This window comes from Polynucleobacter sp. MWH-UH2A, assembly GCF_018687195.1.
GTDB lineage: Bacteria > Pseudomonadota > Gammaproteobacteria > Burkholderiales > Burkholderiaceae > Polynucleobacter.
Window position 1 is genome coordinate 65649 of the sequence record NZ_CP061321.1, and the last position, 18882, is coordinate 84530.

Consider the following 18882-nt stretch of genomic DNA (forward strand, 5'->3'; position numbering starts at 1 on the left):
CGAGATTAGAAAATGAATAAAGACGAATCCAGACAAAGACGTGCTCGGCAGACTCGTATTCGCATTGCTGAAGCTCAAGCAAATCGCTTAACAGTTATCCGTAGCAATTCACATATTTCTGCACAGGTATACAGCCCATGCGGAACCAAAGTTGTAGCAGCTGCTTCAACAATGGAAAAAGATTTGCGCCAAGCGATCAAAAATGGCGGCAATGCTGATGCGGCTGCACAAATTGGCAAGTTAGTTGCTGAGCGTGCTGTTAAAGCAGGTGTTGTTGATGTTGCTTTTGATCGTTCCGGTCATCGTTACCACGGCCGTATTAAGGCCTTAGCTGAAGCTGCGCGTGAAGCCGGCCTGAAGTTCTAATAGGGTTTAGGAAAAAACATGGCAAAAATGCAAACTAAGATGCAAAACGAAGAGCGTGATGATGGTCTTCGCGAGAAGATGATCGCTGTTAATCGTGTAACTAAAGTGGTTAAGGGTGGTCGTATTCTCGGCTTCGCTGCACTGACTGTAGTTGGCGATGGCGATGGCCGCATCGGCATGGGTAAAGGTAAGTCAAAAGAAGTTCCAGTTGCTGTTCAAAAAGCAATGGACGAAGCACGTCGCAAGATGATCAAAGTTTCCTTGCGTAAAGGCACTTTGCAGCATTCAGTGATTGGTCAACATGGCGCTTCACGCGTTTTGATCTCTCCAGCAAAAGACGGTACTGGCGTTATTGCTGGTGGCCCAATGCGCGCTATTTTTGATGTAATGGGCGTAACAAACGTTGTGGCTAAGTCACTCGGCTCTACTAACCCTTACAACATGGTTCGCGCAACGATTGATGGTTTAAGCAAGATGAGTACTCCTGCTGAGATTGCTGCTAAGCGCGGTAAGTCAGTTGAAGAGATTCTCGGCTAAGACCCAATATTAGGAATCTACAAATGACAAAATCAAACTCCAAAGTCAAACTGCAATTAGTACGCAGCTTGATCGGTACACGCGAAAGCCACCGTGCAACTGTTCGTGGTTTAGGTCTGGGTCGCATCAATTCAGTTTCTGAATTAGAAGACACTCCAGCTGTTCGCGGCATGATTAATAAAGTTTCTTATCTAGTGAAAGTCATTGGCTAATAACTAGCTAGTAAATAGGCGAAGAATATGCAACTCAATACACTCAAACCTGCAGAAGGCTCTAAGAAAGCACGTCGTCGCGTAGGTCGCGGCATTGGCTCTGGTCTTGGTAAAACTGCTGGCCGTGGTCACAAAGGTCAAAAATCCCGTTCTGGTGGTTTCCATAAAGTTGGATTCGAAGGCGGTCAGATGCCTATGTATCGTCGTTTGCCAAAACGCGGCTTCGTATCTTTGACACGTCGTCACGTTGGTCAAATTACATTAAACGACTTAGCAAAAATCAATTTGCCTGAAGTCGACCTCTTGGTTTTGAAAGCACACGGCTTTGCTGGTGAGCAAATCAATGCGGTAAAAGTCATTAAAACTGGTGAACTCAAGATCGCTGTAACCCTCAAGGGCATCACAGCTACTGCTGGCGCAAAAGCAGCGATTGAAGCAGCTGGCGGCAAATTAGTTGAGTTGGCTTAATAGGTCTTATCGGTAAATATGGCATTAGCACCTACCAATAGCGCAAGCGCTGCTGCAGCAGGAGGCAAGTTCGGCGATTTACGTCGTCGCTTGGTTTTCCTGGTGTTGGCTTTGCTCGTCTATCGTTTGGGTGCACATATTCCGGTTCCTGGTATTGATCCAGACCAATTGGCACAGTTATTTGCTGGTCAAAAGGACGGTATCTTGGGAATGTTCAACCTATTCTCTGGCGGCGCCTTGTCTCGCTTCACCGTGTTTGCTTTGGGAATCATGCCTTACATTTCTGCGTCGATCATCATGCAGTTAATGACCATCGTGCTCCCATCATTGGAAGCATTGAAAAAAGAAGGTCAAGCCGGTCAGCGCAAGATTACTCAGTACACCCGTTATGGCACCGTATTCTTGGCAACATTTCAGGCATTGGGAATTTCTGTTGCATTGCAGGCGCAACCAGGTTTAGTGATTAACCCAGGCTTGATGTTTGAATTGAATACTGTGGTTACTTTAGTTACTGGCACGATGTTCTTGATGTGGCTTGGTGAGCAGATTACTGAGCGTGGTCTAGGTAACGGTATCTCCATCATTATTTTCGGCGGTATTGTGTCTGGCTTGCCAAATGCATTAGCTAGCTTGTTAGAGCTCGTTCGTACTGGTTCAATGAATATTATTTCTGCTCTTTTGATCGTAGTGATCGTTGTAGCAGTAACGTATTTTGTGGTGTTTGTAGAGCGTGGTCAGCGCCGTATTTTGGTGAACTACGCTAAGCGTCAAGTTGGTAACAAGATTTATGGCGGTCAATCTTCATACTTCCCATTGAAGTTGAATATGGCAGGCGTTATTCCCCCAATTTTTGCTTCCTCCATTATTTTGTTCCCTGCGACGATTGCTGGCTGGTTTACATCAGGCGAGCCAACCAATATGTTTAGCAGAATCATTAAGGACTTGGCTGCAACATTGGCTCCAGGTCAGCCCGTGTACACCATTTTGTATGCCGCAGCGATCATTTTCTTCTGTTTCTTCTATACCGCTTTGGTATTTAACAGCCGTGAAACTGCTGAGAATTTGAAGAAGAGCGGCGCTTTTGTTCCTGGTATTCGTCCTGGCGATCAAACAGCGCGTTACATCGATAAGATTTTGGTGCGCCTGACTTTGGCCGGTGCAATCTATATGGTTCTGGTTTGCTTGTTGCCAGAATTCTTGGTGTTGAAGTACAACGTGCCGTTCTATTTCGGCGGTACTTCATTGTTGATTATTGTGGTTGTTGCAATGGATTTCATGGCTCAAGTTCAGTCATTTGTCATGCAGCAGCAATATGGCTCTTTGATGAAAAAAGCCAACTTTAAGATGGGCGCTTAACTGAATGTCTAAAGACGATGTAATTCAGATGGCGGGAGAAGTTGTAGAGAATTTGCCGAACGCGATGTTTCGCGTAAAGCTAGAAAACGGACATGTGGTTTTAGGGCACATTTCTGGAAAGATGCGGATGCACTATATCCGTATTCTGCCTGGAGATAAGGTGACGGTGGAGATGACTCCTTACGACCTGACGCGCGCCAGAATCATTTTCCGTGCGAAGTAAAGATTAAGTAGTACCTATTTTTAAGAGGTGAGTTATGAAAGTTTTAGCATCCGTTAAGTGTATTTGCAGAAATTGCAAGATCATTAAGCGCAAACGCGTTGTGCGCGTGATCTGTTCTTCAGACGCACGTCATAAGCAGCGTCAAGGCTGATCTGGTTAATTAAGAGGAAATCTCATGGCACGTATCGCTGGGGTAAATATCCCAAATCATCAACATACTGTTATCGGTTTAACAGCAATTTTTGGCATTGGCACAACCCGTGCACGTCAGATTTGCAAAACCACAGGTGTTGCAATTGACAAAAAAGTTAAAGATCTTACTGACGCTGACTTAGAAAAGTTGCGTGATGAAGTAGGTAAGTTCATCACCGAGGGTGATCTTCGTCGTGAAGTAACTATGAGCATCAAGCGTTTGATGGACTTGGGTTGCTACCGTGGCGTTCGTCATCGTAAGGGCTTGCCTGTACGTGGTCAACGTACCAAGACCAATGCGCGTACTCGTAAGGGTCCACGTAAGTCCGGCATCGCACTGAAGAAATAATCAAGAAAGTTTATTGACATGGCACAACAAAAATCCGCTGCAGCTGCTTCACAGCGCGCTCGTAAGAAAGTTAAAAAGAACGTTGCTGACGGTATTGCACACGTTCACGCTTCTTTTAATAACACCATCATTACGATCACTGATCGTCAAGGAAATGCGCTTTCATGGGCAACTTCTGGCGGCCAGGGCTTCAAAGGCTCACGTAAGTCAACACCTTTTGCTGCTCAGGTAGCTGCAGAAGTAGCTGGCAAAGTAGCGATTGAATGCGGCATCAAGAACTTAGAAGTTCAGATCAAGGGCCCAGGTCCTGGTCGTGAATCAGCGGTTCGCGCATTGAACTCATTGGGCATCAAGATCACTGAGATTCAAGACGTAACTCCAGTTCCACACAACGGTTGCCGTCCTCCTAAGCGTCGTCGTATCTAAGCTAGGAAGTTGGCAGTACAAAAGTTTTAGTAGTTTTTTATTAAAGCCCACTGTTCGCCTGATTTAAAGGGCGAACTCACCGCCGGTCGTAAGACTGCGGCAAAGAAAGGAAAACATCGTGGCACGTTACTTAGGCCCTAAGGCCAAATTAGCACGTCGGGAAGGTACCGACTTATTTTTAAAGAGCGCACGTCGCGCCCTGTCAGACAAGTGCAAGTTAGATACTAAGCCTGGTCAACATGGTCGTACATCTGGCTCAAGAACATCGGATTACGGTAATCAGTTGCGTGAAAAGCAAAAGGTTAAGCGTATCTATGGCGTATTAGAGCGTCAATTCCGTCGTTACTTCGCAGAAGCTGAGCGTCGTAAGGGCAATACTGGTGAAACATTGCTTCAGTTGTTAGAGTCACGTCTCGATAACGTGGTCTATCGCATGGGCTTTGGTTCAACACGCGCAGAAGCACGTCAATTGGTTTCTCACGGCGCCATTATGTTGAATGGTAGCGCAGTGAATATTCCATCAATTCAGGTTAAACCTGGTGATGTTGTTTCTATTCGTGAAAAAGCGAAGAAGCAAGCGCGTATTACAGAATCACTCAATTTGGTTCAGCAAATGTCTGCAATTACCTGGGTTTCAGTTGATGCAGCCAAGCTGGAGGGAACATTTAAGCAAGTGCCTGACCGCGAAGATATCAGCGGTGAAATTAATGAAAGTTTGATCGTCGAATTGTATTCACGTTAATTAGGCACTCTCAAGGAAAAAATATGCAAACAAATTTGCTCAAGCCAAAAATTATTTCTGTTGAAGCGCTTACCGCCAACCAAGCTAAGGTTGTTATGGAGCCGTTCGAGCGTGGCTATGGCCACACACTCGGTAATGCATTACGTCGCGTACTTTTGTCCTCGATGGTTGGTTATGCTCCAACTGAAGTAGCTATTGCAGGTGTAGTACATGAATATTCCACTTTGGATGGCGTGCAAGAAGACGTTGTAAACCTCTTGCTCAACCTCAAAGGCATCGTCTTTAAGTTGCAATCACGTGACGAAGTCACTATCAATTTGCGTAAAGAAGGCCCGGGCGTCGTTACTGCTAAAGATATTGATTTGCCACACGATGTGGAAATTATTAATCCTGATCATGTGATCGCGCACTTATCAGCTGGTGGTAAGTTGGATATGCAGATCAAGGTTGAAAAAGGTCGTGGTTACGTTCCTGGTAACGTTCGTCAGTACAACGACGAAACTTCTAAGATCATTGGCCGCATCGTTTTAGATGCTTCATTTAGCCCAGTTAGCCGTGTTAGCTATGCTGTTGAATCTGCTCGTGTTGAGCAACGTACCGACCTCGATCGTCTCGTAATGACTATCGAAACTAATGGTGTGTTGTCTCCTGAAGAGGCAATTCGTCAAGCTGCTAGCATCTTGGTTGACCAATTGGTTGTATTCGCAGCTCTTGAGAGCAGCGAAGTTTCTGGTGATCTCGCACCAAGCCGCTCTTCAATGGTTGATCCAATGTTGATGCGCCCAGTGGATGATCTTGAGCTCACAGTTCGCTCTGCAAACTGCTTGAAGGCTGAGAACATTTACTACATCGGTGATTTGATCCAACGTACAGAGAATGAATTGTTGAAGACGCCTAATTTGGGCCGTAAGTCCTTGAATGAAATCAAAGACGTATTGGCTGCTCGTGGCTTAAGTCTCGGCATGAAACTCGAAAGCTGGCCTCCAGCTAACCTCGAGAAATAATTAGAAAGGAAGCATCATGCGTCACGGAAACGGCTTACGCAAACTAAACAGAACATCTTCACATCGCTTGGCGATGCTACGCAATATGTCCAATTCTCTTTTGGAGCATGAAGTGATTAAAACCACTTTGCCAAAAGCAAAAGAATTGCGCATGGTTGTTGAGCCTTTGATTACCTTGGGTAAAAAAGATAACTTGGCAAACCGTCGCTTGGCATTTAATCGCACTCGCGATCGCGACATCGTGACTAAGCTCTTCACAGAACTTGGCCCACGCTACGCAACCCGTCCAGGTGGTTACCTTCGTATTTTGAAGTTTGGTTTCCGCCACGGCGACAATGCTCCAATGGCATTGGTTGAGTTGGTAGATCGCCCAGAAGTTGAAGAAACAGCAACTGTAGCTGAAGAGGCTTAAGTCTCGCAGCAAATAAAAAAGCCAGGCCTCGGTCTGGCTTTTTTCATTGATCAGTTTATAACTACGGTATGCCCCAAAATCTTCCCGAAATGGTCCAAGCTAAGCCTAATCAGCTATTGGTGGTGGTTACCAGCCTTCCTGATGTGGAGGCGGCTCAAAGCCTTGCACGATCTCTTGTCGAGCAAAAACTTGCCGCTTGTATTCAGCTTAGCAATGGCATCCAATCAATTTATCGTTGGGAAGGTAAGATTTGCGAGGAATCAGAGGTATTGCTATCTGCCAAAACAACTGTGAATCAATGGACAGCCATCTCCAGTTTTATTCAGAAAAATCATCCTTATGATTTGCCGGAGATTTTGGCATTTACTCCAGAGCAATACTCTGAGCAATATGGAGAATGGGTGAATTCAGAGGTAAATTCATAGTCATGAAATTGCGTTCAATGCTTACAAGAGTTCTCGCGCTCCTATTGCTCGCATCCACTCAACTGTTTGCAGCCCCAGAATTTTTGCCTCCTGAAAAAGCGTTTCGGGTAGAGGCTAATTGGTTGGAAAATTCCAATCAAATTGAAATTGAGTTTTTGCCTGCTAAAGGCTATTACATCTATCAAGAGTCTCTGAAGTTTCAGATAGGGCAAAAGACGGCAAAGCTAGACAATATAAGGCCTTCACTCCCACCGGGTGTTGAAAAGTTTGATGAAACATTTGGAAAAAAACTGCAAGTCTACAAAGAGCCTTTTTTGGTACTTGTAGATACAAAAGTAAATCCAAGCAAACCAATTCATTTGGAAGTAACGCTGCAGGGTTGTGCTGAAGCTGGCATATGTTATCCGCCAATGACCTTGAAATTTTTACTCTCAGGCCCTGGCGTTAAGGTTGCTCCAATTCCAGAAGAACTCGACGCGCAAACACAGCGACAAGTTTCTCCATCTACAGAATTCACTCTGAGTGATTTGTGGCGCGAGCGGGATGATGTGAATGCGATCGGCCGGTTTTTAGAGGGCGCCTCTACCAAGTATTTATTTTTAGCCTTCTTTGTTTTAGGACTTGCTTTAGCTTTTACGCCTTGCGTATTGCCAATGCTACCAATTCTTTCTAGCGTGATATTTGGTGTACAAGATGGCAGAGCAATATCGAAGGGACGTGCCAGCGTTTTGGCATTGGCTTATGTTTTTGGTATGGCCTTGGTATATGCGCTGGCAGGGGTGTTGATGGCGGCTCTTGGCGGAAGCGTCCAGCGCATCTTGCAAAGTCCCATTGCCCTAATTGCCTTTGCAGTCTTGCTGCTAGCCTTATCGGGCAGCCTATTTGGCCTTTATGACCTGCGTTTACCCCAAGCTTGGCATCAGCATATCGATCGTCTTGCGGGGCGTCAAAAAGGGGGTAGCGTCTTTGGTGCTTTTGCCTTGGGCGGTATTTCTACCTTAGTCGCTAGCCCTTGTATTACTGCCCCATTGGCGGGAGTTTTGGCCTTTATTGCTCAAACAGGCTCAATGAGTCTTGGTGCAAGTCTGCTCTTTGTAATGGCTCTCGGCATGGGCTTGCCATTGTTTTTTATTGCAATTGAAGCGCGTATTTTGATTCCCTCAACCGGTATCTGGATGGTGTGGCTCCAGCGCACCCTCGGTGTTTTGCTGGTGGCAACCGCAGCATGGATAGCTTCACCCTTAATGCAAAGAAATGATGCCGGCGCACTTACCAAAATAAGCAATGGCCAAAGCATTCGCCAAGTAGGGGGCTTGTCTTTTGTTGTGGTGCATTCGTCTGCAGAGCTCGACGCTCAATTAATAAAAGCAAAACAAGATAAGAAGTTTGTCATGCTCGATTTCTATGCCGACTGGTGTATCAGTTGTAAAGAAATGGAAGTGAATACATTCGCAAATCCAGAGGTCAGTAAGCAATTAATGCAGGTGGTTTTAGTTCAGGCCGATGTCACTGCGAATAGCCCTGAGAACCAGGCATTACTTAAGAAATTTGGCTTATATGGCCCCCCCGGAATTTTGTTCTTTAATCAAGAATCAGAAGAACAACAAGACCAAAGGGTGATTGGCTATATGGCACCACAGCGTTTCATTGACCGCTTAAAGCAAGTGATTAAAACGCAGTAAGAAAACCAGCAAGAAAACAGAAACAACAGCAAATAAATAAGAGTTATTTGCTGTTTGCTTTTATTAAACGTGCTGCTTCTAGTGCGAAATAAGTCAGTACACCATCAGCGCCAGCACGCTTAAATGCAAGCAGTGATTCCATCATGACAGCGTCGTGATCGAGCCAGCCGTTTTGAGCTGCTGCTTTGAGCATGGCGTATTCACCGCTGACTTGGTAGGCAAAGGTAGGGTAATCAAACTTTTCGCGCACTCGACGCACGATATCCAAATAGGGCATGCCAGGCTTGACCATGACCATATCGGCGCCTTCGCCAATGTCCAGAGCAACCTCCCGCAAAGCCTCGTCGCCATTGGCGCAGTCCATTTGATAGGTTTTTTTATCGGCCTTGCCAAGATTTTTTGCTGAGCCAACCGCATCTCTAAATGGCCCATAAAAAGCGGACGCGTATTTAGCTGAATAAGCCATGATGCGTGTGTGAATCAAACCCTGCTCTTCAAGTGCATCACGTATTTTTCCAATCCGACCATCCATCATGTCTGAAGGCGCAACAATATCTACACCTGCTTGCGCTTGTGCAATTGCTTGCTTAACTAGGATGGCAGTAGTCTCATCATTCAGAATGCGTCCTTGTTCATCCAGAACACCATCTTGACCGTGACTTGTATAAGGATCAAGTGCAACATCCGTCATGATTCCTAAATTAGGAAAATGCTTTTTAAGTTCACGCACTGCATTTGGGATCAAGCCATTGGGGTTAAAGGCTTCTTTGCCGTCTGGTGTTTTTAGTGAAGCATCAATGACAGGAAAGAGCGCTAGAACCGGAATACCTAAATCAACACACTCTTGCGCGACCGGCATGAGCAGGTCCAATGAAAGGCGGTTCACCCCTGGCATAGAAGCAACAGCTTCAGACTTGCCTTTGCCCTCTAACAAGAAGACGGGATAAATCAAATCATTTGCAAAAACAGCATTCTCTTGCATGAGTCGGCGAGACCAGTCGTCGCGACGCATACGGCGAGGGCGGTGATTGGGGAAGCTGAGCAAAGCGTTAACTTGGGATTTGATCTTCATGAGTTTGCGGTTCAAATAGCCATTGAATAATGAGATTATCTGCCTCTTCTAGGCCGATACGCTTAGTGCTTGAAAATAATTGTGCCGTAAGCTGCTTTGATTCTCTGGTGCCGTCGGGCAATGCTGGATCGTATTGTTGAAGTTGTTTACGAACCGCTTCTAACGCGTGCTTGCATTCGCTTTTGTTGAGTTTGTCGCACTTACTTAATAAGACATGAATAGGTTTGCCGGTTGGTACGAACCATTGAATCATTTGCTCGTCTAAATCGGTGAGGCCACGTCTGGAATCCACAATGAGGATCATGCCAACCAATTGCTCGCGCTCTTGGAGATAGTCGCTCAGCAAGGCGTTCCAGTGGTATTTGGTCTCGTGATTGACTGCTGCATAGCCATATCCTGGCAAGTCCACTAAATAAGCCAAAAGCTCGTCTTTTGAGAAAAGGCCAAAATAATTGATGTGTTGGGTACGACCTGGGGTTTTACTGGCAAAAGCGAGCCTTTTTTGGTTGCACAGGACGTTAATTGCGCTAGATTTGCCCGCATTTGAGCGGCCAGCAAATGCTACCTCCCTCAGGGGCGCGGCAGGCAGGCAATGGGTGTCATTGACTGTGGTGGCGAATCGGGCTTGAAAGAGTTTAGACATGTCTAGAAGCTATTGTAAAATCACGCAAAATCATGAAATATCTCATGGTGTTGGGTAAAAGGTTGTAAAAGTAGGGCCCAAACACTTTTAGGAATTTTTGCCAAGGTAAACATAATGCGTCAAACCTCCCAAATCTCCAAATTCACTAGCTTGCGCGCTGGTTTTGCAGCCCTCTCTATTTTCGCCTTGATTGGCATTTCTGGAGTAGCAATTGCAAATGATGCCGCTCCAGTTGCTGCAGCTCCTGCGGCTGAAGCAAAACCTGCGGTACCAGGAAAGCCTAAGGCTGATCCTGCTGCTGGCGAAGCTCTGTATTCCAATGGAGATGCTAGCCGTGGCGTGACTGCTTGCTTGACTTGCCACGGGCCTAAGGGTCAAAGCGCTACCGCTACTTGGCCTAAGTTATCTGCTCAGCATGCTGCTTACACAACCAAGCAATTGAAAAACTTCAAAGAAGGTACTCGCGCAAATCCAGTCATGATGGGTATGGCTGCTACTTTGACAGAACAAGATATGCAAAATATTTCTGCATTCTTGGTAAAGCAACCTGTTTCACAAGGTGTTGCTCAAAACAAAGACACAATTGAATTAGGTCAAAGCATTTACCGTGGTGGCATTGCTGCAAAAGGCGTTCCTGCTTGTGCTGCTTGTCATAGTCCTAACGGTGCAGGCATTCCTGCCCAATACCCACGTCTAGGCGGTCAGTGGGCTGATTATTCATATGCCCAGCTAGTTGCCTTTAGTAACGGTACACGTAAGAATGGTCCAATGATGACTACGATTGCCACCAAGATGTCTGATCAGGAAATGAAAGCAGTGTCTGATTACATCGCAGGCTTACATTAAAAAATAAGCAGTAATAAGCAGCAATCAAAAACAAAACCCCGCTGATCTAGCGGGGTTTTTATTTGTTCATTTCTAATGAATCAAAACCAAAAAATTATTTAGGTAGGACGCTTTCGCCTGCAAAGAGATCTTGGGTTTTCTCACGAGCACGAATGACATAAGCATTCTTACCATCAACCATGATCTCCGCAGGCTTGGGGCGGGTGTTGTAATTTGATGCCATGACAAACCCATAAGCTCCAGCAGAAAGGATTGCTAGTAGATCGCCTTCATCAACTGCAAGCTGACGATCTCTACCAAGCCAGTCACCAGATTCGCATACTGGACCAACTACGTCATATTTCAGGCCCTTTGTTTGTTTTGCCTGAACTGGAACGATGCCATGATGTGCCTCATACAGGGCTGGACGCATGAGTTCAGTCATGGCCGCATCCACAATACAAAAGTTCTTTTCCGCTCCAGGCTTGAGGTATTCCACGGTTGTCAGCAGAACGCCTGCGTTACCCACCAAAGATCTGCCGGGCTCTAAAACGATATCCAGATGTCCAAAGCCACGCTCTGTTACACGGTTTAAAAGAGTGTTGGTGAATTCCGTAATGTCAGGCGGAGTTTCATCGCTATAGGCAATGCCGAGGCCACCACCTAAATCGAGATGGTGAATCACAATACCTTCTTTTTTGAGTTGCTCAACCAGATCTAGTACTTTATCGAGCGCATCTAAGTAAGGTGCGGTTGTGGTGATTTGAGAACCAATATGGCAATCAATACCAACCACATCAATTTGAGAAAGTAGCGATGCTTCACGATAGGTTTTTAAAACTTCGTGATACGCGATACCGAATTTATTTCCCTTCAATCCTGTAGAGATGTATGGGTGGGTTTGCGCATCTACATCTGGATTAACGCGTAGAGAAATTGGTGCGCGTAGTCCAAGCTCAGTAGCAACACGATTAATTTTGTGTAGCTCTGCAATGGATTCCACATTGATACATTTGACGCCTGCTTTAAGGGCAGCAGCAATTTCAGCTGCGGATTTGCCAACCCCAGCAAATACAAGGCTCTTGGGATCTGCGCCAATGGCTAGGGCGCGCGCCAACTCGCCGCCGCTGACTAAATCAAAACCAGCACCGAGTTCTTTGAAGCAGTTAATGACTGCTAAATTGCTATTGGCTTTCATGGCGTAATGAACACGAGCACGACGTTTACCTTGTAAATCAACACAGGCTTTGTCATACGCTTGGTAGGCTTCAGTCAGCGCTTTTTTGCTATATACATATAGCGGGGTGCCAAATTCTTTTGCCAAATCTGCTAAAGCAATATCTTCGGCATACCAAGTGCCATTACGCTCTGTAAAACCAGATAAGCGAGGAAGTGAAAGTGTGTTGCTTGTCATTAATTAGCCGATGAGGGGTTGTTATTGCTTGCTGGTGCAGTCGTTGTGGTTTGCGGTGGATAGAGCTTGCCTTTAGGTTCTGGCTCTGTTGGCGCAGTTGGTGCCGGTGGCACATTTGGCATATACAAAGGCCCTCTAACCCCACATCCAATAAGGGGTATTAGGATGGCAATACCAAGGGTTCTATAAAGAATCGCTATCATGAATGTCTCTAAACGAATGATTGAATATAGCACGCAGGCCCTTTTTATGAATGCAAATAGCTCGAATGTAGAAGCCATTGATGACAAGCAGTTTCACCAGCTGGGCGCGCAATTGTTGCACTCTATTGAGGTGGCTTTAGAGGCGGCTGATGATGAGCTCGATTTAGATCTTGATGTTGAGCGCCAAGGTGGCAACGTCATCAATATTCGTTTTCGGGATAAAAGCGTCATTGTGGTCAATACACAACCGCCTTTGCATGAGATCTGGGTAGCCGCAAAATCCGGTGGTTATCACTATCGTTGGGCCGGTACTGTTGCTCAACCAGTGTGGCTCGATACCAAAACGGGTAAAGAGTTGCTAAGTGATCTTTCTGAATTTGCTAGCGTGCAAGCTGGTCAGCCAGTCAAAATTCAGTTGATCAAATCCTAGCAAAGGGGGCTTAAGCAGCCCCTGTAGCAGTCAAAGTTTCAAGAACCTGAGCATCTGGCACACCCTGAATTTGGGCTTTGCCGATTTTCTCTAGAACAACATAGCGAATTTGACCGCTCTCGGTTTTCTTATCGACTTGCATCAATTCGAGATAACGTTTCCCACCAAATTTTGGAGGAACAATCGGAAGATTCATGGACTGAATAATTTTTGTCAGATGCTCTGCTTCTGCTTTGCTGATGTAATTAAGTCGACAAGATAAATCAGCGCCTAGTACCATGCCACAGCCAACTGCTTCACCATGCAACCATTCACCATAGCCCATACCCGCTTCAATGGCATGACCAAATGTGTGGCCAAAGTTTAGGGTTGCGCGAATGCCGCCTTCTCGCTCATCGGCCGACACTACTGCAGATTTAATTTCGCATGAACGTAAAACTGCATGGCTCATTGCATCGGTATCGCATGCCAACAGTGATTTTGCATTGGCCTCAATCCAATCCAAAAACTTGGCATCGGCTATTGCGCCATGCTTGATGACTTCAGCCAATCCTGCAGAAAGCTCCCTGGCAGGAAGCGTCTTTAATGTATTCAGGTCAGCAATGACAGCGACGGGCTGATGAAAGGCGCCAATCATATTTTTACCCAATGGGTGATTGATGCCTGTTTTGCCACCAACAGAAGAATCTACTTGAGCCAAAAGGGTAGTTGGCACTTGAATGAAACGAACGCCACGCATGAAGCTTGCTGCCGCAAAACCTGTCATATCACCAATGACACCACCACCCAGTGCAACCAGCATCGTTTGTCTATCGGCACCAAATTTCAGAAGATCATCAAAAATAAGCTGAAGATTTTTCCAGTCTTTATAAGACTCGCCATCAGGCAAAACAATTGTTCTGACTGTCTTGCCAAAGGTCTCTAGCGTTTTGGTGAGACGCTGCGCATACAAAGGCGCAACAGTAGTATTGCTAACAATGAAGATGGAGCTCGATTTTTCGCAGGCTTTAAATAGATCGGGTTGATCAATTAAGTCAGCACCGATATATATGGGATAGCTACGATTACCAAGATCTACTTCAAGTGTTTTCATGATTGTGTTCAAGCGGAAAGTTCAAGCTGCATGATAAGTGTATTAACCAGTTGGTTGACGCTGGGCTTACCAGTTTCAATCACATGATCTGCAATTTCTCGATATAAGGGGTCGCGAATTGCATATAAGTTCTCTAGAATTTTTTTAGCATCACCATTGCGTAGCAAGGGACGTCCTTCACTGCCTTTGGTGCGATGCCATAGCTCGATTGGATTAGCGTGAAGATAAATAACCGTGCCTTGTTCGCGGAGCGCTTTGCGATTTTCGGGAAGTAGCACTGCTCCACCACCAGTCGCTAAAACAATATTGTTTTCGTTTGTGATTTCTCGGATGGCTTGAGCTTCGCGTTTGCGAAAGCCTTCTTCACCTTCCATTTCAAAGATCACGGGAATTTTGACGCCACAACGCTCTTCAATCACATGATCTGCGTCTAAAAAACGGCGACCTAATTTTTTGGCGAGGACTTTACCGACGGTCGACTTTCCGGCGCCCATGAGGCCGATTAGAAAGATATTGTTTGTCGTAGAGTTCACCTCTCGATTTTATTAGGGTTTATCGAGGACGGTAGGGGTTAGGAAGACTAGGAGTTCAGTTTTGTCTTGTAATTTAGATTTATGGCGAAATAAATAGCCAAGAAGGGGGATATCTCCCAATAAGGGGACTTTGACCTCATCTTCTCTTTCAGTGGTTTGGAAGATGCCCCCAATAATGGCAGTGCCTCCATTCTCAACAGTGACTTCAGAGCTTAGGCTTTTAGTATCGATGGCATACCCTTGCTCTGTTTTCATGCCAATCGTGTCTTTATTGATCCCCACTAGTAAGGAGATTTTTCCATCTGGGTGAATCTTGGGCAAAACTTCTAAGCGAAGATTGGCTTTCCGAAATTGCAGTTTGCTGCCATTTTGTGATGTGGTTTGGTAGGGCAGTTCTGTGCCTTGTTCAATAGTTGCTTTCACTTGATCCCCGGTCATGATGCGGGGATTTGACAGAATCTTTCCTTGACCCTCAGATTCCAGCGCTGATAGCTCCAGTTGCAAAAGACGGCTTGCGTTTTTAGATACCAGGGTAGCCGCTACTGCGGCAGGATTAAAGCCATTTAAGCCCGAGCCAGATAGGTTGAAATTGCTACTAATTTTATTTTCAGGATTGTTATTGATTGAATTAGCCTGATGATGAAGTTTGGTTCCAAGCTCGCGAGCAAAGCGTTCATCTGCCTCCACAATGCGCGCCTCAATCAGAATCTGTCTAGGGCTATTGATATGGTCGCCACCAAAAGGAAGCGCCGCATCCTCACGACGAAATTTCTGAAATGCCAGTATTTCTGCATGAGGGCCAATCCAATAAATGTCACCATTGCGAATGATGCGTAAACCACGGCTAGCCAAAATGGAGTGAAGGGCTGTTTGCCAAGGTGTATTTTGAAGATCTACTGTGATCTTGCCTTTAATGGAATCGCTTAATAAAAAATTGGTGCCACCTAGCTTTGCCAAAATTTGCAAAAGTTCAGTTAATTCGATATCCGAAAAGTGCAGGCTAATTGGAGTCTGCGGATTTGGGTTTGTGGCTGTCGATCCAGCAACTGGGGTGACTAAGTAACCCATCAAGAAAGTGGCCCATAAAGCGGCGATTTTGGATTTGAAGATCATTCAGAAATCGCAGTTTTCAGAGTGAGGGATTTGCCCTGGGGGTGGTTGATGGTGGCTGCCTCCTTATCCGCATTGCTGAGTCTCCAATCCCCAAGCAAAAGCCCTCCGATTTCAATCATCAAAGTGGTCTTGCCGTTATGGAAAAAGGCGCGATGTGAGTTTCCCATTTGACTAACTCCCAAATAGCGCCAGCGACGCACTTCGGACTCAAAAGGGATGGTAGGAGGCTTGGCTTTGAGGACAGGCTGTGTCTTTATTTTCTCTAATGAGTGAATGCTCACTTCTATTAATTCTATTGCCTCATATATGCCATCCTCAGAATCCAGCATTTCCTCTCGCAATAAAGCCAGCTCCTTTTTCAATTCGGCAATGTCTTGTTTGGACTCTTCAAGGCTAGGGTCCTGTATGGGGCCGGTTGGGTTAAAGGTCAAAAATAGTGCGACTGCTGAAGCAATAAGCAGCCCCCCAGCCCCTATAAACAAACCGACCCTTTTCAAGCTTTCAAGATGCGGGATTTGGTCTTGAAAATTGAGCTGAATTTTGGACTTCTGGGGAGAGGCCATATCAGCCCATTCAGGGCGATTGGGATTATTGGGGCTATTCGATTTACGAATTCCATGGGGGTCTGGGATGGCAGGGTCATCGCCAAGCTCGCTCAGAATGTCATCAAAAGATTGTGGGGAGATTTTTCGAGCTGGCATGCCCTTTATTGTGAAAATTGGTGGCTAGCAAAAACATCGGACTAAGCCGAATGGTTTGTAAGAAAACTCAGGTTTTAGATGTTTTATAGAAATCAGCTAAGCACCCTATAATTTGAACTTATGGCGATTCCCCCAAAAGACAAGCCGACGCCTAATCGACGTCCCATACGTCCGCCCGATAGACGCCCTCGTCAACCTGGAGTAAATCCAGGTTCACCGCGACAGTCATCCGGTAGCCCCTTGATGAAGGCGTTGCTCATTATTGGTGTTGCAGTAGCTTTCGTGGTGACGCTGCTATTCGGTTACGCATTTTTGGTAGCGAAACCCAATTTGCCAAAAATTTCTGCTTTAACTGATTACAAGCCAAAAACACCACTTCGAGTGTATACCGCAGATAAGGTATTGATCGGTGAGTTTGGTGAAGAGCGTCGTAAAGTCATTCCGCTAAATGAGATTCCGCTAAGAATGCGTAACGCGGTATTGGCGATTGAAGATGACCGTTTTTACTCTCATGGTGGAGTGGACTATGTGGGCATTTTGAGGGCCGCAGCCACCAACCTACGTGGGCACATATCTCAGGGTGCATCCACGATCACGATGCAGGTTGCGCGTAATTTTTTCTTAAGCAATGAGAAGACTTTCAGTCGAAAAATTTATGAAGTACTGCTGGCTTGGGAAATTGAATCGCAACTAACGAAAGACAAGATTCTCGAAATCTACATGAACCAGATTTTCTTGGGTCAGCGAGCATTTGGATTTTCTAGCGCAGCGCAAATTTATTTTGGTAAAGAGTTAAAAGACATTACGATCGCTGAGTCTGCGATGTTGGCGGGTTTGCCTAAAGCTCCTTCGGCTTACAACCCGGTAAGCAATTTCAAGCGCGCTAAAGTCCGTCAGGAATATATCTTGCAGCGTATGCGTGATCTTGGGTACATCAGTACCGATGAGTATCAAAAGGCCATGGCAGAAGAATTGCATATTCGTGGGCTCGGTAATGAATTTGCAGTTCGCGCAGACTTCCCCGCTGAAATGGTTCGTCAATTACTTTTTAGTCAATATGGTGAAGCGATCTATTCGCAAGGAATCGACGTTTATACGACCATCCTAAAAGCGGATCAAGACGCCGCTTATAAGGCGGTTCGTCGCGGAATCTTTGAATATGACCTGCGCCACGCCTACCGTGGGCCAGAAGGTTTTATTGATTTGCCAGAAGATCCAGTAAAGCGTCAACGAGCAATTGATGAAGCGCTATTGGCTTATCCACAGTTAGACGATTTACAGTCTGGGGTGGTTTTAGATGTAAAGCCAAAAGAGATGCAAGTCATGATTGCTACTGGTGACACCATCACCATTAAGGGCGATGGCATGAAGTTGGCAGCAGCATCGATCACTGACAGTACACAGCCCAAAAAACGTCTACGTCCTGGTGCGGTAGTGAGATTGCTGTCTGATGGTGGCGTTTGGAAATTAGCGCAACTGCCTCAAGTTGAAGCCGCGTTTGTTTCCATGAACCCCGAGACGGGCGCGATACTTTCTTTGGTGGGTGGCTTTGATTTCCGTCGCAATCAATTTAATCACGTTACGCAAGCGCTGCGTCAGCCAGGCTCTTCATTTAAGCCGTTCATCTATGCGGCTGCAATTGAAAAAGGCTTTACACCTAGCACTATGGTCAACGATGCGCCATTATCAATTGGTAGTCTGGAGACAGGCAGCCAAGCTTGGGAGCCAAAAAACTACGATGGTAAATATGACGGCATGATGCGTTTGCGTAACGCATTAGCGAAATCCAAGAATTTGGTTTCTGTTCGCATTATTCGTGCCATTGGCCCTTCATATGCTCAAGAATATATTCAGCGTTTTGGTTTTGAACCTGAAAAACATCCGCCCTACTTAACTATGGCTTTGGGTGCGGGTTCGGTAACGCCATTGCAGATGGCTTCTGCATACAGCGTGTTTGCTAATGGCGGATATCGTGTCGATCCTTTCTTAATTGACAAAATGGTAGATTCAAAAGGTGCCGTATTGTTCGAGGCAAAACCTGCGAGTGTTGGTGATGGTGCGCCTCGCGTATTGGATGCGCGTACAGCATTTGTAATGGATAGCATGTTGCAAGAGGTAACGAAGACAGGTACCGCAGCAAGTGCCCGTGGAAAGCTAGGTCGCTCAGACATTGCTGGTAAAACCGGTACCACTAATGAATCTCATGACGCTTGGTTTGCTGGCTATAACCCTAAAGTAGTTGCTATTGCTTGGATTGGATTTGATAAGCCCGCTAGTTTGGGTGATCGTGAAACAGGGGGCGGCTTGGCTCTGCCAATGTGGATCTCTTACATGGGTACAGCACTAAAAGATGTTCCACAAATCTCTCGCGAAGTACCAAGCGGCGTAACGCAGCTCGATGGTGATTGGTATGTTCCAGACTTCGCAACCAATGGCGGAGTGCGCGAACTACAGTAGTTCG

Annotated in this window: 25 protein-coding genes; 17 read left to right on the forward strand and 8 right to left on the reverse strand. The window is 45.9% G+C overall.

Translation table 11 applies throughout. The annotated features are described in order from the left end of the window. The first annotated feature begins 12 nt into the window (after positions 1-12). The 14 genes from rplR (at position 13) to dsbD (ending at position 8394) form a co-directional block, all read left to right on the forward strand. Positions 13-366 carry a 50S ribosomal protein L18 gene (rplR, locus tag IC571_RS00385; protein WP_215316684.1) on the forward strand — a complete coding sequence of 118 codons (354 nt, stop codon included), beginning with the start codon at positions 13-15 and terminating at the stop codon, positions 364-366. 18 nt (positions 367-384) lie between these two features. Next, on the forward strand, positions 385-903 hold the full coding sequence (rpsE, locus tag IC571_RS00390) for a 30S ribosomal protein S5 (RefSeq protein WP_215316686.1): 519 nt from the start codon (positions 385-387) through the stop codon (positions 901-903). Between the two features lie 23 nt (positions 904-926). Next, a complete protein-coding gene (gene rpmD / locus IC571_RS00395; RefSeq protein ID WP_068947704.1) occupies positions 927-1115 on the forward strand; it encodes a 50S ribosomal protein L30 in 189 nt (62 codons plus the stop codon). A 27-nt stretch (positions 1116-1142) separates the two neighbouring features. After that, positions 1143-1583 (forward strand): 50S ribosomal protein L15, encoded by a 441-nt coding sequence (gene rplO / locus IC571_RS00400; RefSeq protein ID WP_173954859.1) that lies wholly within the window; start codon positions 1143-1145, stop codon positions 1581-1583. An 18-nt stretch (positions 1584-1601) separates the two neighbouring features. After that, positions 1602-2939: a preprotein translocase subunit SecY gene (secY, locus tag IC571_RS00405; protein ID WP_215316687.1), complete on the forward strand. Its 1338-nt coding sequence runs from the start codon at positions 1602-1604 to the stop codon at positions 2937-2939. A gap of 4 nt (positions 2940-2943) precedes the next feature. Next, on the forward strand, positions 2944-3162 hold the full coding sequence (gene infA, locus IC571_RS00410; RefSeq protein ID WP_068320132.1) for a translation initiation factor IF-1: 219 nt from the start codon (positions 2944-2946) through the stop codon (positions 3160-3162). Positions 3163-3196: 34 nt separating this feature from the next. Further along, positions 3197-3313: a 50S ribosomal protein L36 gene (gene rpmJ, locus IC571_RS00415; protein WP_012357167.1), complete on the forward strand. Its 117-nt coding sequence runs from the start codon at positions 3197-3199 to the stop codon at positions 3311-3313. Between the two features lie 24 nt (positions 3314-3337). Next, the gene (rpsM, locus tag IC571_RS00420; protein ID WP_215316689.1) at positions 3338-3703 is read left to right on the forward strand and encodes a 30S ribosomal protein S13; all 366 of its coding nucleotides are present in this window, start codon (positions 3338-3340) and stop codon (positions 3701-3703) included. 18 nt (positions 3704-3721) lie between these two features. Continuing rightward, complete coding sequence (gene rpsK, locus IC571_RS00425; RefSeq protein WP_215316691.1) at positions 3722-4129, forward strand: 30S ribosomal protein S11; 408 nt, start codon at positions 3722-3724, stop codon at positions 4127-4129. A gap of 118 nt (positions 4130-4247) precedes the next feature. Further along, positions 4248-4871 carry a 30S ribosomal protein S4 gene (gene rpsD, locus IC571_RS00430; RefSeq protein ID WP_215316693.1) on the forward strand — a complete coding sequence of 208 codons (624 nt, stop codon included), beginning with the start codon at positions 4248-4250 and terminating at the stop codon, positions 4869-4871. A gap of 23 nt (positions 4872-4894) precedes the next feature. Continuing rightward, on the forward strand, positions 4895-5875 hold the full coding sequence (rpoA, locus tag IC571_RS00435; RefSeq protein ID WP_173954864.1) for a DNA-directed RNA polymerase subunit alpha: 981 nt from the start codon (positions 4895-4897) through the stop codon (positions 5873-5875). A 16-nt stretch (positions 5876-5891) separates the two neighbouring features. Continuing rightward, the gene (gene rplQ / locus IC571_RS00440) at positions 5892-6287 is read left to right on the forward strand and encodes a 50S ribosomal protein L17 (protein WP_215316695.1); all 396 of its coding nucleotides are present in this window, start codon (positions 5892-5894) and stop codon (positions 6285-6287) included. 68 nt (positions 6288-6355) lie between these two features. Then, positions 6356-6712 (forward strand): divalent-cation tolerance protein CutA, encoded by a 357-nt coding sequence (gene cutA, locus IC571_RS00445; RefSeq protein ID WP_251373430.1) that lies wholly within the window; start codon positions 6356-6358, stop codon positions 6710-6712. Positions 6713-6714: 2 nt separating this feature from the next. Continuing rightward, the gene (dsbD, locus tag IC571_RS00450; RefSeq protein WP_215316696.1) at positions 6715-8394 is read left to right on the forward strand and encodes a protein-disulfide reductase DsbD; all 1680 of its coding nucleotides are present in this window, start codon (positions 6715-6717) and stop codon (positions 8392-8394) included. A 43-nt stretch (positions 8395-8437) separates the two neighbouring features. On the opposite strand, the gene hemB is transcribed toward dsbD, so the two are convergent. Together hemB and yihA are read right to left on the reverse strand one after the other, a co-directional pair. After that, entirely contained in the window at positions 8438-9466 is a 1029-nt protein-coding gene (hemB, locus tag IC571_RS00455) for a porphobilinogen synthase (protein WP_215316698.1), read from the reverse strand. Then, entirely contained in the window at positions 9444-10109 is a 666-nt protein-coding gene (gene yihA / locus IC571_RS00460) for a ribosome biogenesis GTP-binding protein YihA/YsxC (RefSeq protein ID WP_215316700.1), read from the reverse strand. The genes hemB and yihA overlap by 23 nt, the downstream gene beginning before the upstream one ends. Positions 10110-10223: 114 nt before the next feature. Here yihA and IC571_RS00465 point away from each other — a divergent pair, with 114 nt between their 5' ends. Further along, entirely contained in the window at positions 10224-10955 is a 732-nt protein-coding gene (locus tag IC571_RS00465; RefSeq protein WP_215316702.1) for a cytochrome c, read from the forward strand. 94 nt (positions 10956-11049) lie between these two features. Here IC571_RS00465 and lysA read toward each other — a convergent pair whose 3' ends face one another. Further along, positions 11050-12348 (reverse strand): diaminopimelate decarboxylase, encoded by a 1299-nt coding sequence (gene lysA, locus IC571_RS00470; protein WP_215316704.1) that lies wholly within the window; start codon positions 12346-12348, stop codon positions 11050-11052. Next, complete coding sequence (locus IC571_RS00475) at positions 12348-12551, reverse strand: lipoprotein (protein WP_215317915.1); 204 nt, start codon at positions 12549-12551, stop codon at positions 12348-12350. The genes lysA and IC571_RS00475 overlap by 1 nt, the downstream gene beginning before the upstream one ends. Here IC571_RS00475 and cyaY point away from each other — a divergent pair. Continuing rightward, positions 12550-12981 (forward strand): iron donor protein CyaY, encoded by a 432-nt coding sequence (gene cyaY, locus IC571_RS00480; RefSeq protein ID WP_251373433.1) that lies wholly within the window; start codon positions 12550-12552, stop codon positions 12979-12981. The genes IC571_RS00475 and cyaY overlap by 2 nt on opposite strands. A 10-nt stretch (positions 12982-12991) precedes the next feature. Here the strand turns inward: cyaY and aroB are convergent, their stop codons facing one another. From aroB to IC571_RS00500, 4 genes are read right to left on the reverse strand one after another with little or no spacing between them, the layout of a single operon-like run. Next, on the reverse strand, positions 12992-14074 hold the full coding sequence (gene aroB, locus IC571_RS00485) for a 3-dehydroquinate synthase (RefSeq protein WP_215316705.1): 1083 nt from the start codon (positions 14072-14074) through the stop codon (positions 12992-12994). Positions 14075-14082: 8 nt separating this feature from the next. After that, positions 14083-14568, reverse strand: coding sequence for a shikimate kinase (locus tag IC571_RS00490; protein ID WP_251373519.1), 486 nt, complete (start codon positions 14566-14568; stop codon positions 14083-14085). A gap of 51 nt (positions 14569-14619) precedes the next feature. Then, complete coding sequence (locus IC571_RS00495; RefSeq protein ID WP_251373435.1) at positions 14620-15720, reverse strand: secretin and TonB N-terminal domain-containing protein; 1101 nt, start codon at positions 15718-15720, stop codon at positions 14620-14622. Further along, positions 15717-16421, reverse strand: a complete 705-nt coding sequence (locus IC571_RS00500) for a hypothetical protein (protein ID WP_215316708.1) — start codon at positions 16419-16421, stop codon at positions 15717-15719. The genes IC571_RS00495 and IC571_RS00500 overlap by 4 nt, the downstream gene beginning before the upstream one ends. Positions 16422-16541: 120 nt before the next feature. Between IC571_RS00500 and IC571_RS00505 the strand changes: the two genes are divergently transcribed. Then, positions 16542-18878 (forward strand): penicillin-binding protein 1A, encoded by a 2337-nt coding sequence (locus IC571_RS00505; protein ID WP_215316710.1) that lies wholly within the window; start codon positions 16542-16544, stop codon positions 18876-18878. Positions 18879-18882: the final 4 nt, after the last annotated feature.

Excerpts from the sequence above, each read along its gene's own strand:
- rplR (WP_215316684.1), top strand. The coding sequence starts at position 13 with ATGAATAAAGACGAATCCAGACAAAGACGTGCTCGGCAGACTCGTATT.
- rpsE (WP_215316686.1), top strand. The coding sequence starts at position 385 with ATGGCAAAAATGCAAACTAAGATGCAAAACGAAGAGCGTGATGATGGT.
- rpmD (WP_068947704.1), top strand. The coding sequence starts at position 927 with ATGACAAAATCAAACTCCAAAGTCAAACTGCAATTAGTACGCAGCTTG.
- rplO (WP_173954859.1), top strand. The coding sequence starts at position 1,143 with ATGCAACTCAATACACTCAAACCTGCAGAAGGCTCTAAGAAAGCACGT.
- secY (WP_215316687.1), top strand. The coding sequence starts at position 1,602 with ATGGCATTAGCACCTACCAATAGCGCAAGCGCTGCTGCAGCAGGAGGC.
- infA (WP_068320132.1), top strand. The coding sequence starts at position 2,944 with ATGTCTAAAGACGATGTAATTCAGATGGCGGGAGAAGTTGTAGAGAAT.
- rpmJ (WP_012357167.1), top strand. The coding sequence starts at position 3,197 with ATGAAAGTTTTAGCATCCGTTAAGTGTATTTGCAGAAATTGCAAGATC.
- rpsM (WP_215316689.1), top strand. The coding sequence starts at position 3,338 with ATGGCACGTATCGCTGGGGTAAATATCCCAAATCATCAACATACTGTT.
- rpsK (WP_215316691.1), top strand. The coding sequence starts at position 3,722 with ATGGCACAACAAAAATCCGCTGCAGCTGCTTCACAGCGCGCTCGTAAG.
- rpoA (WP_173954864.1), top strand. The coding sequence starts at position 4,895 with ATGCAAACAAATTTGCTCAAGCCAAAAATTATTTCTGTTGAAGCGCTT.
- rplQ (WP_215316695.1), top strand. The coding sequence starts at position 5,892 with ATGCGTCACGGAAACGGCTTACGCAAACTAAACAGAACATCTTCACAT.
- cutA (WP_251373430.1), top strand. The coding sequence starts at position 6,356 with ATGCCCCAAAATCTTCCCGAAATGGTCCAAGCTAAGCCTAATCAGCTA.
- dsbD (WP_215316696.1), top strand. The coding sequence starts at position 6,715 with ATGAAATTGCGTTCAATGCTTACAAGAGTTCTCGCGCTCCTATTGCTC.
- hemB (WP_215316698.1), bottom strand. The coding sequence starts at position 9,466 with ATGAAGATCAAATCCCAAGTTAACGCTTTGCTCAGCTTCCCCAATCAC.
- yihA (WP_215316700.1), bottom strand. The coding sequence starts at position 10,109 with ATGTCTAAACTCTTTCAAGCCCGATTCGCCACCACAGTCAATGACACC.
- IC571_RS00465 (WP_215316702.1), top strand. The coding sequence starts at position 10,224 with ATGCGTCAAACCTCCCAAATCTCCAAATTCACTAGCTTGCGCGCTGGT.
- lysA (WP_215316704.1), bottom strand. The coding sequence starts at position 12,348 with ATGACAAGCAACACACTTTCACTTCCTCGCTTATCTGGTTTTACAGAG.
- cyaY (WP_251373433.1), top strand. The coding sequence starts at position 12,550 with ATGAATGTCTCTAAACGAATGATTGAATATAGCACGCAGGCCCTTTTT.
- IC571_RS00475 (WP_215317915.1), bottom strand. The coding sequence starts at position 12,551 with ATGATAGCGATTCTTTATAGAACCCTTGGTATTGCCATCCTAATACCC.
- aroB (WP_215316705.1), bottom strand. The coding sequence starts at position 14,074 with ATGAAAACACTTGAAGTAGATCTTGGTAATCGTAGCTATCCCATATAT.
- IC571_RS00490 (WP_251373519.1), bottom strand. The coding sequence starts at position 14,568 with ATGGGCGCCGGAAAGTCGACCGTCGGTAAAGTCCTCGCCAAAAAATTA.
- IC571_RS00495 (WP_251373435.1), bottom strand. The coding sequence starts at position 15,720 with ATGATCTTCAAATCCAAAATCGCCGCTTTATGGGCCACTTTCTTGATG.
- IC571_RS00500 (WP_215316708.1), bottom strand. The coding sequence starts at position 16,421 with ATGCCAGCTCGAAAAATCTCCCCACAATCTTTTGATGACATTCTGAGC.
- IC571_RS00505 (WP_215316710.1), top strand. The coding sequence starts at position 16,542 with ATGGCGATTCCCCCAAAAGACAAGCCGACGCCTAATCGACGTCCCATA.